Origin of the sequence: Cellvibrio sp. UBA7671 (assembly GCA_002483145.1) — a bacterium.
Lineage (GTDB): Bacteria > Pseudomonadota > Gammaproteobacteria > Pseudomonadales > Cellvibrionaceae > Cellvibrio > Cellvibrio fibrivorans.
On record DLHJ01000014.1, the window covers coordinates 411,923 to 423,686 of the forward strand.

General features: G+C 47.2%; 12 protein-coding genes and 1 tRNA gene. 4 read left to right on the forward strand and 9 right to left on the reverse strand.

The genetic code is table 11. The annotated features are described in order from the left end of the window. Window positions 1–276 precede the first annotated feature (276 nt). On the reverse strand, window positions 277–1,152 hold the full coding sequence (locus B4E62_RS13500; RefSeq protein WP_331352404.1) for a protein-glutamate O-methyltransferase CheR: 876 nt from the start codon (window positions 1,150–1,152) through the stop codon (window positions 277–279). Window positions 1,153–1,206: 54 nt separating this feature from the next. Next, window positions 1,207–2,163 (reverse strand): chemotaxis protein CheV, encoded by a 957-nt coding sequence (locus B4E62_RS13505; protein ID WP_310070460.1) that lies wholly within the window; start codon window positions 2,161–2,163, stop codon window positions 1,207–1,209. Between the two features lie 181 nt (window positions 2,164–2,344). Between B4E62_RS13505 and flgA the strand changes: the two genes are divergently transcribed. From flgA to B4E62_RS13525, 4 genes are all read left to right on the forward strand, one after another. Then, complete coding sequence (flgA, locus tag B4E62_RS13510) at window positions 2,345–3,091, forward strand: flagellar basal body P-ring formation chaperone FlgA (protein WP_310070457.1); 747 nt, start codon at window positions 2,345–2,347, stop codon at window positions 3,089–3,091. A gap of 187 nt (window positions 3,092–3,278) precedes the next feature. Then, window positions 3,279–3,599, forward strand: coding sequence for a flagellar biosynthesis anti-sigma factor FlgM (gene flgM, locus B4E62_RS13515; protein WP_310070454.1), 321 nt, complete (start codon window positions 3,279–3,281; stop codon window positions 3,597–3,599). A gap of 117 nt (window positions 3,600–3,716) precedes the next feature. Further along, window positions 3,717–4,193 (forward strand): flagellar protein FlgN, encoded by a 477-nt coding sequence (locus B4E62_RS13520; RefSeq protein WP_310070452.1) that lies wholly within the window; start codon window positions 3,717–3,719, stop codon window positions 4,191–4,193. A 155-nt stretch (window positions 4,194–4,348) separates the two neighbouring features. Beyond that, window positions 4,349–4,424 (forward strand) — tRNA-Arg (locus B4E62_RS13525). Window positions 4,425–4,530: 106 nt separating this feature from the next. Here B4E62_RS13525 and B4E62_RS13530 read toward each other — a convergent pair. The 7 genes from B4E62_RS13530 to imuA form a co-directional block, all read right to left on the reverse strand. Next, window positions 4,531–5,064: a Gar/GrdA family gentamicin resistance ATP-binding protein gene (locus B4E62_RS13530; RefSeq protein ID WP_331352405.1), complete on the reverse strand. Its 534-nt coding sequence runs from the start codon at window positions 5,062–5,064 to the stop codon at window positions 4,531–4,533. Window positions 5,065–5,143: 79 nt separating this feature from the next. Then, window positions 5,144–5,488: a YciI family protein gene (locus B4E62_RS13535; RefSeq protein ID WP_310070446.1), complete on the reverse strand. Its 345-nt coding sequence runs from the start codon at window positions 5,486–5,488 to the stop codon at window positions 5,144–5,146. Window positions 5,489–5,498: 10 nt separating this feature from the next. Continuing rightward, window positions 5,499–5,741 carry a hypothetical protein gene (locus B4E62_RS13540; RefSeq protein WP_310070444.1) on the reverse strand — a complete coding sequence of 81 codons (243 nt, stop codon included), beginning with the start codon at window positions 5,739–5,741 and terminating at the stop codon, window positions 5,499–5,501. A gap of 24 nt (window positions 5,742–5,765) precedes the next feature. Continuing rightward, complete coding sequence (locus B4E62_RS13545; RefSeq protein WP_310070442.1) at window positions 5,766–6,170, reverse strand: DUF2177 family protein; 405 nt, start codon at window positions 6,168–6,170, stop codon at window positions 5,766–5,768. 120 nt (window positions 6,171–6,290) lie between these two features. Then, entirely contained in the window at window positions 6,291–9,401 is a 3,111-nt protein-coding gene (locus tag B4E62_RS13550; protein WP_331352406.1) for an error-prone DNA polymerase, read from the reverse strand. A 6-nt stretch (window positions 9,402–9,407) separates the two neighbouring features. Next, window positions 9,408–10,928, reverse strand: a complete 1,521-nt coding sequence (locus B4E62_RS13555; RefSeq protein ID WP_331352407.1) for a DNA polymerase Y family protein — start codon at window positions 10,926–10,928, stop codon at window positions 9,408–9,410. Then, window positions 10,928–11,689, reverse strand: a complete 762-nt coding sequence (gene imuA / locus B4E62_RS13560; RefSeq protein ID WP_331352408.1) for a translesion DNA synthesis-associated protein ImuA — start codon at window positions 11,687–11,689, stop codon at window positions 10,928–10,930. The genes B4E62_RS13555 and imuA overlap by 1 nt, the downstream gene beginning before the upstream one ends. Window positions 11,690–11,764 lie beyond the last annotated feature (75 nt).

Consider the following 11,764-nt stretch of genomic DNA (forward strand, 5'->3'; position numbering starts at 1 on the left):
TCGCCTTCTTGAGATGACAGGTGGCAACCAAAGTGGTTGTAACCTTTTGTTATCTACAACAAAGCAACGCCTGTGCCAATGAACAAAAATAAGCATAACCTATTGTTTTTAAAGGGTTATAAAAATCAAAAAGAAAGGTTTTTAAAAAGCGGCAACAGGCAAGCGGCAAAGGTTTTCCGCTCATGGAGACGAGCTGCAAGGGAACGGCAAATGGCGCCCAAAAAAGAAAACCGGGCTAATAGCCCGGTTTTAAGAAAATTCTGGCAATCTAAAAAACTAAATCGCTTTGTAGAGAATACCCGGCTCACAGCGCACCATTTCAAACAAGTCGGCCGCACCGGCCAAACCTTCTGACGAACCGAGAAAAAGAATGCCTTGCGGCTTTAAGGAGGCGTGGATTTTTTGCAGGATCTGCCGCTTCAAATCGGCATTGAAATAAATCAGTACATTGCGGCAGAAGACAATATCGAACTTGCCCAACGCAGCGTAGGAATCCATCAAGTTGAGCGAGCGGAAATCAATGCGCTCTTTCACCAGGCTTTTCACTCGCCACACGGTTGGCGTCGGGTTATCGAAATAACGCTCCAACCTTTCGGCAGATAAGCCGCGCAGTACCGATAGCTTATCGTATTCACCGCGCTTGGCCTGATCCAGTACAGTCGACGACAAATCGGTCGCAACGATTTGTACCTGCCGCACCAAATTGCCCATCGCTTGACGCTTGTACTCCTCTACCATCATGCTGATGGAATAAGGCTCCTGCCCCGATGAACAGGCGGCAGACCAAATGCGCACCGGACCAAACATGCGGTTATTGCCCGCCATTAATTGCGGCAATAAGGTATTTTTAAGATGGTCGTAGGGATAGTTGTCGCGAAACCAAAAAGTTTCGTTAGTGGTCATGGAATCAACCACCTGGTCTTTCAATTTGCGGTTGATCCCCAATTTTAATACGCGCACCAATTCACCAAACGAGGCGATATTATTTTCTTCCAGAATGCGGCGAATACGGTTGGTTACTAAATATTGTTTGTTATCGCCCAGCGAAATACCGCAGGCGTCTTCGAGGAATTGACGGAATTGATCAAACTCGGCTTGGTCAATATTGTCCCGACCTGCCGGCTTGGCAAAAGGTGACTCTTTATTAATCATAGGCTTCCAATGTAAAACAATTGCCGCGCGTCAATTCGCAACGGCAATACAAAGTCAGGCTTGCTCCGGTGGCAACAAACTTTCACCGGTAATCGCCAGAACGCGATCGTTCACGCGCTTTGCCAGCTCATCCGGATGGAACTTCGCCAGAAAATCATCTGCCCCCACCTTCCGCACCATGGCTTCGTTAAATACGCCACTGAGTGATGTGTGTAGGATGATATGCAGCTTTTTCAGTTCCGGATGGTTGCGCACCTCAGCAGTAAAAGTGTAACCATCCATTTCCGGCATTTCGATATCGCAGATAATCATGATGAGTTCTGCGTAAGGATCTTTTCCTTCTTTGATCAAGTCGGTCAAATATTGGAAACCTTCCGCTCCATCTTTTTTGACGGTGGTTTTAATTCCCATGCCCTCAACTACCCGCTGGATTTGTTTGCGCGCAATAGTCGAGTCATCAATGATCAACACATGTTTTTGTACGACGCGGTCAGCTATGCCATCTTCAATTACACCCGCACTGACTTCTTCACGCGCAGGTGATACTTCGGCAAGAATTTTCTCTACATCAATAATCTCTACCAACTGTCCATCGACCTGGGTCACCGCAGTGAGGTAATGCTCGCGGCCCGCGCCTTTGGGTGGCGGATGGATATCACCCCAATTCATATTGACGATGCGCTCGACTGAACGCACCAAAAAGCCCTGCGCAGTGCGATTGTATTCAGTGATGATCACAAAACAGCTTTCGATATCCGGCAACTCGCGACGGCCGATCGCAAGATTCATATCCATTATTGGTATGGTGCCACCGCGGATATGGGCAACACCACGCACAACCGAGCTGCGACCGGGGATCGCATTAAGTTGTGGGCACTGCAGCACCTCTTTCACTTTGAAAACGTTAATGCCGTACAACTGCTGACCGCCAAGCCGAAACAACAGGAGCTCCAGACGGTTTTGCCCAACCAGCTGTGTACGCTGATTGACACTATCCATTACACCAGCCATGCAATTACCTCGTTTATTCTCAAATTTCCGGCTCAGGTCATCTGCAAATTGGCCACAGCTATACGGCACAGTATTTGCTTTGATGCTTAGTAAAGCAGCTTAGCGGCAAAAAAGTGTCAGGCTTTAGTCGTTAATGATCCAGACTGGCACTCAGTTCTTACCCTTGAGGATAGGACAAAATATGGAACTTCCTAGTTTTTATAGAACTTTCTTGCGGAATATTTTGCGCCATAGCCCGGGCGTAACTGCAGCATCAGCTCTATTGTTCGCCTACTCGTCTCCAATTGGTGCCGCACCAGTTTATCCACCACTGCAATTGAAACAGGACATAGCCAGTTTTTTGACGAAAGCATATTCAACGATTGAGCATGAACGTATCGACATCAGCGTAAGCAATCTGGACAACCGCCTGCGCCTGGAAACCTGCGCATCACCACCCATATTCACCACTCAGGACACGACAGGTTACGGGGGAAACATTAGCGTTAAAGCCACGTGCGAAAGCGGCAAGAAATGGTCAGTACACGTCCCGGCACAGGTCAATATTTACCGCCCAACGCCTGTGGCGCAGGGCAATATAGCTCGCGGCGAGCTAATCACCGGCGCGCACATCACCACCCAAGTGATGAATATCAGTGATATTCGCCAGGCTTTTCTGGCCACTACGAGCGACATTATTGGCAAACAAGCCAAGCGGAATATTAGCCGGGGCGAACCCTTTAAATCTGCCGCTCTCGATGCCCCCACTGCGATTAAGCGCGGTGAAATTATCATCTTGGAAGCGCTCGCGGGGAGTATCAAGGTCAGTAGCGCAGGCACCGCAATGACCGATGGCCGCATAGGTCAAACAATCAGGGTGCGCAATAACTCATCTGAGCGGATCATCAGCGGAATAGTTGTTCGGCAAGGGGTAGTCCAAACCCTCTGAATTGTGAAAGTTTTTTTAATTTATTGCTAAAGTTAAGCAACAGCTGGCCGATAGCCTGCTAGGGACTCTTTAAATACACAGCGTTGGGCTAAATTAAAGAGGATCCTTTGTCACGACATAGCAACCGCGGCATTTTTACAGTTAATCGCTGATGGGGTTAATCGCCATTGGCAAACAGGGGAACAAAATGAACTTTAACACCAACAACTCACTGGACTCTGTGGGCACCAAAGGTACCCGCAGCAAGCCCGCAACACCGAACACGGCTGAGGCAAAAGCACCTGTCCCTGCCGATATTGCCCCCTCAAACAAGGGCGTTGGCGATCAGGTGGTGCTGAGCCAAGAAGCGCAAACTTTGGGTCGCTTGCAGGCCAAAATCAATAATGCACCAGATGTTGATATGGATAAAGTCGCCGAAATCAGACGCGCCATTGCAGAGGGACGCTTTGAAATCAACGCTGAGCGAATCGCTGAAAACATGCTTAATCAAGAAAATCTGCTGAGTTAATACTCCGGATCGGATCGACTGAGGCCTTATAAAAGCTCTCCCCCGGCGCTTTTTATTTTGCCCCAGTCCGCGTTACGTTGTTTATGTAAGTTGCTTTTCCCACATGAAGAGGTTGCTATGTCTCTCGATATCACTTTACTGCGCCAGATGATTACGCAGGATTCTGCTGCTATTTCCCAACTCAAACACTTGTTAGCGCAAGAGCGCATCTTGCTTGAACAGCGCAAACAAGATGAACTCCCACAAATTATTGAGCAAAAGGCCATACTGGTCGAGCAGCTAAATAACAGTGCCAAGCAACGTCAACAAATACTAAACACACTCGGCTTACCGGCTAATGCAAATGGTTGGGATTTATTTTTGCAGCGCAATGCAGCTACCCTACCGCTGTGCGATGAATGGAAAATACTGGTGAGTGAGTTTGAAGATTGCCAAAAAATGAACGATATCAACGGCAAAATGATCGCTCGGTCACAACAAACACTAAGTCATCTGCTTGGCTTGCTACGCGGCAAAGTTGCAGCACCAGCACTGTACAATGCACAGGGTGCTAAAACCCAGCACACATCCTCCTACACAGTAGCCAAGGCGTGATAACCGCATAACAAAAAGGGCACAACCACGGGGTTGTGCCCTTTTTGTATTTAATGAAAAGCCACCTTGGATTCTGTAGCAAAACTTCTTACAATGCCCGCCGCTTAGCGCATCCGGTAACCCCCTACGCCGGTTCTTTCGCGTTAACCCATTCAGTCCTCATAGCTTAAACGGATAGAGCACCTGCCTCCTAAGCGGGCGATCCAGGTTCAATTCCTGGTGGGGACGCCACTTTATTATTGCTGTAAAAAAATACCTCATCGCCGAAAAACTTCCTTCATCGCCTTCTCCTGTGCAAGCTTATTAAACAGCTCATCCAGATAGAAGATTTTTTGTATTAACTTTTATCCAGTGTGATCGAAGTTAAATTCAGGCGCGACAAAAGTGAAACAACTAATTCCTCAGGCTCCGCAGATACATCAAATAATTCTCCAAGACACCCATTGGCACCCGCTTGCAAAAGAGATCGCTCTTCCATAACAGTCGTCATCTCGAATTCCGATTCATTAAGCGCGCGTGCGCCTTGCCTAACCTGAATACGACGAAGATTTTCCTTCAGAGACAAAGTAAGTAGAAAGCAACACAGTTTACTGTGGGGAGCGATGACCCTCAGTTTCTGTTGCAAATCATGAAGCTCCTCCGGCGAGCGCCAGATATGATTGATAACAAAATGTTTATAGCCATTGCCCTGATGGTGTTCGATTAGTAGCGACAACATCGTATTCAGATATTCAACTTCATCGGGCGGTGGCGGGTTCATGGCGATAACATAATCGCCATCCAGCATCACACATCCCTCTATTTGCTCCATGAGCGCTTCCGCAAGTGTTGACTTACCTATACCAAGAGGACCGTTAAGAATAATAATCATGCCGTTACTCATACTTTATTTTCACGATAACTATAGGTATTTTTTGTAAATTGGATTAAGCAAAACCCATGACCAAAAATTATGATGCTGTATTATTGTCAATATCCTGAAGTGGACGAATATCAATAACTCCTCGTGCGCGGGCACAAGGAGTATTTGAAACGAGTTCGATCACATCTTCCACACAGCTTGCTTCAATTACCGAAAACCCGGCAAGCGGGAGCTTGCGCACGGCGTATTCCTCTTCGGTAATTTCAAGATTGTAATTCCAATTGCGTACCGATGTAACTGCAGTTGTTACCGGCGCTACAAGATTTCCGCGCGCCCGAATTATGTCGTCGTAGGCGAGCGCTTCCTGCTTTTCATTGTCGTTCAACGAATTCCATCCGTCTTCATCGCCATACGCAAGGCACAAAAATCTCATATGGGTAAACTCACGGCCAAGGCGCGGGAGTAACGCTCACGTATTGGGCTCCGCCCTCAGAAGGCTCAGGCTCCAAGGTTTGCGCATCGAGCCCACAAGCAATTTTGCGAAACTCCTCCTGCACACGAGCAAAGGCCTCCTTGTGTAGGGAATGTTCCTTGTTAGGGTTATTTTCAATAACCCATTCGATCAGCGTGTTTATTTTACTGTTTAACTCCATAGCAAATGCCACTTTTTCCGGTGCTTTAGACATCACCTACTCCACTATCAATGAATGTTAATATCCGGCAAATATTCTTGCCGCATAAAATCCTGCCAACGCAGAAATGGCACTGACAAAGGCGCCCCACGCCATATCAACTAACGTGAGGGATAAAGACCAACCTTTTAATGTCGCCATATTGGTCAAGTCATAACTGCCATAGGCAATAACACCTAATCCCAAACCCAGACCGACAGCCATCAACCAGTTTTGCTCACGCAATGCCGGGCTGATCGCAAATAAAACCAACCCCGCGAGATACAGCATATAAAAAATTATTGCCGGAACGATTCTGATTTCTACAGCCATGAGCTCCCCCATGTGTGATTGATAGAAACTTTTAGCGATAAGGGTTAACCAAACAAAGTCCATTACACAAAATACAACCGCCGCACCGAGATAAGCAGCAATGTAGGGCATAGAAATTCACCATCACAAATTGATAATGATCGCAGCCGGGAGAAAAAAGGTCTGTGCGGTAGCTAACGTGAAAGGAGAAATCGACTCATTCGTTGCAGGTATTGATAGAGAGAGTAAATACTAATGAAAATCGCGCGATTTTAACGACAATGAATCAATACGCGCTGAATAGTCATGTAATTGGCCTGCGATAACATGAACCACCGGGCTGGAAACATTATCGTTATTCACTTCAACTGTGCCTTTGATTAACAATAATCTGGACGTCAGTAAAGCTTGGCGAAAGGTTTCCTGGGTGCCCTTCCAGATAATGACATTAATATTGCCTGTTTCATCTTCCAGCGTTAAAAACAAAGCACCACTGGCAGTGCCGGGGCGCTGCCGCCCGGTCACCAAACCGGCGACGCGGACAAAACTGCCGTGGCGGAGATCTTTAAGCTCGGAGTATGTTTTACAGCGGTTAAATGGATATTCATTTCGCAGCAATGACATTAAATGCGGGCGCAAACTCAAGCCTAGCGTATCGTAGTCATTCAACACATCCTGCTCAACTGTGGGGGCAGTCGTAAACAAATCATCCTGATCAGTAGTTTCTGCATGATCCAGGAATTCAGAAAAAGAATTAATTGCCGCTGCTGCCCAACGCGATGCATGCCTGTCACCGGTTAAGCTGCGCAATACATCGGCAGATGCAAGATATTGCAAATCGATGGCCGTTAAAGTTGAGCGCCGAGAAAGATCTTTCAGCGAGTCGAATGGTTTTTCAGCTCGCCAGACCTCCAACAATTGTGCCTTGTTGTGATCCAGATTTTTTATTTCACAAAAACCCAAACGTATTCCAAATGGATGAGAGGAAACAGAATGTGCAACCTTTTCCAATCGATGCTCATAGTGACTGCAATTAATATCCACCGGCAATACTGCAATATCATGGCGCCGCGCATCTTGAATCAATTGCGACGGCGAATAAAATCCCATCGGCTGACTATTTAATAACGCACAATAAAATGCTGCAGGATGATGGCATTTTATCCAGGATGATGCATAAGCCAGCAGCGCAAAACTCGCAGAATGTGACTCGGGAAATCCGTAGCCACCAAAACCTTTTACTTGCTCAAACAAGCGAACGGCAAAATCCATTTCGTAACCACCTTGCAACATCCCATCAATAAATTTTTTCTCAAATTTCATTAACGTACTGTTTTTCCCCCAACTTGCCATAGCGCGACGCAACTGATCTGCTTCGCCGCCGGTAAAACCGGCGGCCACCATCGCAAGGCGAATGACCTGCTCTTGAAAAATAGGAATTCCAAACGTTGCGCCTAATACTTCTTTTATCGCATCATTGGGCGAGTCGTCGTCTTCAAGTCCATTCCTACGCCGCAGATAGGGATGCACCATGCCACCTTGAATTGGACCGGGGCGAACAATCGCAATTTGTACTACCAAATCATAAAACTTTCTCGGCTTCAAACGCGGCAACATCGACATTTGCGCACGCGACTCAACCTGAAAAGTTCCTACGCTATCGCCTGCGCACAGCATTTCATAGGTAGCAGGATCTTCAGGTTCAATATCCTTTAACGATTGAATTGCCGGATTGTAGCTGTGGATATAATCGAGTGCCTTGCGCAATACCGTCAGCATCCCCAATGCCAGCACATCAACTTTGAGCAAACGCATAGCTTCGAGATCTTCTTTATCCCATTGGATTAAGGTGCGATCTGGCATGGATGCATTTTCAATAGGAACCAAATCGCTAATTTTATCTTGCGCAATAATAAATCCCCCCACATGTTGGGATAAATGTCGGGGAAAACCGAGAATCTGGCTTACCAAAATAAAAAAATGCTTCAACACTTGTTGTTGCACTTGCAAACCGGAAGCTTCAATTCGTTTAACAAGATCGACAGGCTTATCCCACCATGCGAGCGACTTTGCCAGTAAATCAACCAATGTATCTTCCATACCCAAGGCTTTACCCACATCACGCACAGCACTGCGTGAACGATAAGTGATAACAGTCGCTGCAATAGCGGCGCGCTCACGCCCGTATTTCGTGTAGATATATTGGATAACTTCTTCGCGGCGGGAATGTTCAAAATCCACATCAATATCCGGTGGCTCATCCCGCTCTTTGGAAAGAAAGCGCTCAAATAGGACCTTGATTTTGTCAGGTGAAATTTCTGTAATGAACAAGCAATAACACACCACACTATTGGCTGCAGAACCTCGCCCTTGGCATAAAATATTCTGCTGACGAGCAAACTGCACAATGTCATAAACGGTTAAGAAAAAATATTCGTAGCTTTCTTCTTCAATTAAACGCAATTCTTTTTCAATTGTTTCTTCTACATGAGAAGGAACGCCATTGGGCCAACGATCATGTTTTCCATAGTCGACTAGCTTGCGTAAATATTGAATGGGCGTGTAATTTTCAGGAACTAACTCTTCAGGATATTGATAACACAACTCTTCCATAGAAAAAGTACACAAATCAGCGATTGTGCAAGTCTCCTGCAATAACGTATCAGGATATAGCCGCGCCAATTGCTCAAGGGATTTAAGATAAGCTTCGGCATTAGGTTCAAGCCGTGTGCCCAGCTCATCTATAGAAGTATTGTGCCGAATAGCAGTGAGGGTATCTTGTAGTGGTTTGCGCTCTTTGCTGTGCATCAACGCATGGCCACACGCAACCAGCGGAATATTTTTCTTGCGACTGAGCGCCAACCAGCGCGGAAATACTTCTTGCTCCCCACCCCATAATTGATGATCAATACCAATCCATAACCGATGTTTAAAGGCGTTATAGAGTTGATCGATCACCGTTTCCGGTTCGATAATATCGCTGCCTAATTGCCCCAACCAGATGATTAAACAATGCTGCAAGCGGAAGCGCAGATCTTCAAAATGCGCTTCATATTCGCCCTTGGATGCACGGCGACGCGCAAGCGTGATAAAACCAGAGAGTTCCGCATAAGCAGTGCGCGTCGGAGCAAGTACGACCAAACGCATGCCATTACTGAGCGTAAAACGGCTACCTACAATTAATTTAAACTCCAACTCTTTCGCTGCAACAAAGGCCTTTACAACACCAGCCAATGAACACTCATCGGTAATCGCAATCGCGTCATAACCTAATTCAGCAGCGCGATGCACATATTCCGGCGGATGCGAAGCACCGGTAAGAAACGTAAAATTGGTCGTGCTGAATAAATGGGCGTAGCGCATGGAAAACTACCCGTAAATACCTTGCACAAACCACTGCTTTTTGTGCAAATCGCGAAACACCCAGAGGCGCACATAATCGTTGCGCTGTGCTAAAAAATAATCGCGCGCACTTGGCGCTTTCCACCAATTACCTTGCAAGCGCTCAGGGCCAGAGAGCAAGGTTAAATATCCACGCCAATACAATCCCCGCTTGCGCACTTCAATTTCAATCGGCGATTTAAATAACCAACACGGCCGCAGCGATGCTAAATGGCGATCTGGCAATTTCTGGTTAGATGGCTGGTTAAGTGCAATGAGCTGATTGCTTTCTTCGGGAATATAACTATCGCGGTAGCTGAGCTTGTAAATACAGGCATCACCCAAGCGGGCTTTTAACTTTGCAGCGGTCGTCGTAAATGCCTGGCTATTATGTTTGCGCCTGGAATCAAACTCCAACAATTGCGAGTGCGTTTGAATGGGCTGGATATTGCGACAACTCAATGTGAGCGTATCCACCTCAAAAGGAAGGTCGCGGTTTTCCAATTGGATCAAGGTGAGGTCAAAAAATAATTGCCAGTGGCTTTGCGCTGTATCGGCGTAAATCGGCATAACCTCTTTGCTGTGATAAATATCGGCCAGCGTCCATTCAATTTGATGGGTTTCCCATTGGCGCTTGCGTAAAAAATCGGCTAATTGCTGCAACAAATGTTCGACCGGCACTTGCAGCTGGTCAATTTGATGGATGGGATATTCAAACTGGATTTCTTCATTAAAAAACTCCTGCGGCTTGTACATCACCACCGGTTTTTCAAATAATGACGATTGCTGAAAATCCTGGTCGATACCAAAAATATCGCATAGTGTTTTTGCGAACTCTTGCCCGAACCGCTTTTTGATACTGCTGATCGATTGCGCCGCAATTTGCCGTGCAATATCACCGAAAGTTACAAAACCGGTTTTTTCCAGTGCATCGACTTGTGCGGGATAATCATGCAATAACTGAATTGGCAATCGCTGTAATCGCTCAACAAAAACCAGTTTGCTTTCATCGCCCTGAATATCGTAATGGACAAAAGATAATAGCCAAGCCGCTTTTGCCGAGTGCGCCAAACCTATCGCCAAAGTTACATTTTTTACCGCGAAAAATTGCAGAACTTTTTCAACAAACGCGTGCACACCACCAAACAACATTAAGCAGCTGGAAATTTCCAACAACAAGCCCGACAGGGGAACCTGCTTGCTCGCATAGGTTTCGATATAAGGGGTAAACGCATACAACTGAGCTGAAAGTTCAGCTAATAACCGCTGCTCAGATGAAAGATCGCGCTCTTGATGAACACATCCACTCAATAGCTGCGCGGTCGATGCATCCATGCCCTGCACTACACCTCTGGCTATAGCTGCAGCATTTGCCCAGATCACATGCCGCTGCTCAAGAATTGCTAAAGCGGCATCCTGGTGGAGATCAATCGCAAGCGCGTGGGCAGGTAAATCCGGCAAGCGCAGCGCGAGCCAAAGGCGATCTGGACGAGAAGCTGCTCGCATCATTACTTACGGCCACGCCGCCCTCCGCGCTGGGGCCGAAGATGAACCACATTGGATTTGGGCTTGCCGGTTTGATCCAGCAAATGATGCGGCGCAAAACCTTGCCAATTATGTGGCAGCGGCAATAACACCGGCTGCATAAGCGCAGCCAGCTCACCTTTTTGTTTGAAGATACGCACCTGCAAATCCTGCGCTTGCAGGCTAATGGTCAGGCGCAAACTGGCTGGTGAACTTTGCTCGGCAGCTGCCGCCGGGCGAAATAACACATACAAACCCTGCCCTTCTGTCGCCGCCAATTGGCATTTGCGCAGCTCCGTGTAATTCAAAGATTGCGTTGGCTGCCACGCCAACACCGCCTCGCAGGCAGTGGCGCGGGTCAGCTCAATAAAACTGAACAGGAAATCAGCCTTGTTGCTGCTCTCCACTACCAATACCCGTTCCAGATCTATCCCCGCCTTGATCAAGGCTTGCGCAAAAGGCATGCAGGGAGGGTTGAGCAATACAATCAAACCCTGTGTATCAGTTAATGCCGGAGTCAACAAAAGCCATTCCGATTGCACAAAACCCTGCTGACAGACCTCAACCAAATTAGCGGACGGCCAGCCGCCACCCAGCAACTGCGCATTCAGCTCGCTATAGCCCGTATCCCGCGTAGGTGATGGCGCGAGCCTGTGCGAGCCACCGCGCCAGATATCGCGACGGCAAAGCAATTGCTCCAAATCCGGGACGCTTGTCAGCGGATTATCGGGGGGATTGGGGGTCATAGTGGAGGTTTTTCAGGACTCGATAACTGTATTGATATACAGTATAGTGGCAACCCCCTGATCAGCGTCAAGCAA

What these genes read in the sequence shown, in the direction of transcription:
- B4E62_RS13500 (WP_331352404.1), bottom strand. Translation starts at nt 1,152, where the DNA reads ATGATTAATAAAGAGTCACCTTTTGCCAAGCCGGCAGGTCGGGACAAT.
- B4E62_RS13505 (WP_310070460.1), bottom strand. Translation starts at nt 2,163, where the DNA reads ATGGCTGGTGTAATGGATAGTGTCAATCAGCGTACACAGCTGGTTGGG.
- flgA (WP_310070457.1), top strand. Translation starts at nt 2,345, where the DNA reads ATGGAACTTCCTAGTTTTTATAGAACTTTCTTGCGGAATATTTTGCGC.
- flgM (WP_310070454.1), top strand. Translation starts at nt 3,279, where the DNA reads ATGAACTTTAACACCAACAACTCACTGGACTCTGTGGGCACCAAAGGT.
- B4E62_RS13520 (WP_310070452.1), top strand. Translation starts at nt 3,717, where the DNA reads ATGTCTCTCGATATCACTTTACTGCGCCAGATGATTACGCAGGATTCT.
- B4E62_RS13530 (WP_331352405.1), bottom strand. Translation starts at nt 5,064, where the DNA reads ATGATTATTATTCTTAACGGTCCTCTTGGTATAGGTAAGTCAACACTT.
- B4E62_RS13535 (WP_310070446.1), bottom strand. Translation starts at nt 5,488, where the DNA reads ATGAGATTTTTGTGCCTTGCGTATGGCGATGAAGACGGATGGAATTCG.
- B4E62_RS13540 (WP_310070444.1), bottom strand. Translation starts at nt 5,741, where the DNA reads ATGTCTAAAGCACCGGAAAAAGTGGCATTTGCTATGGAGTTAAACAGT.
- B4E62_RS13545 (WP_310070442.1), bottom strand. Translation starts at nt 6,170, where the DNA reads ATGCCCTACATTGCTGCTTATCTCGGTGCGGCGGTTGTATTTTGTGTA.
- B4E62_RS13550 (WP_331352406.1), bottom strand. Translation starts at nt 9,401, where the DNA reads ATGCGCTACGCCCATTTATTCAGCACGACCAATTTTACGTTTCTTACC.
- B4E62_RS13555 (WP_331352407.1), bottom strand. Translation starts at nt 10,928, where the DNA reads ATGATGCGAGCAGCTTCTCGTCCAGATCGCCTTTGGCTCGCGCTGCGC.
- imuA (WP_331352408.1), bottom strand. Translation starts at nt 11,689, where the DNA reads ATGACCCCCAATCCCCCCGATAATCCGCTGACAAGCGTCCCGGATTTG.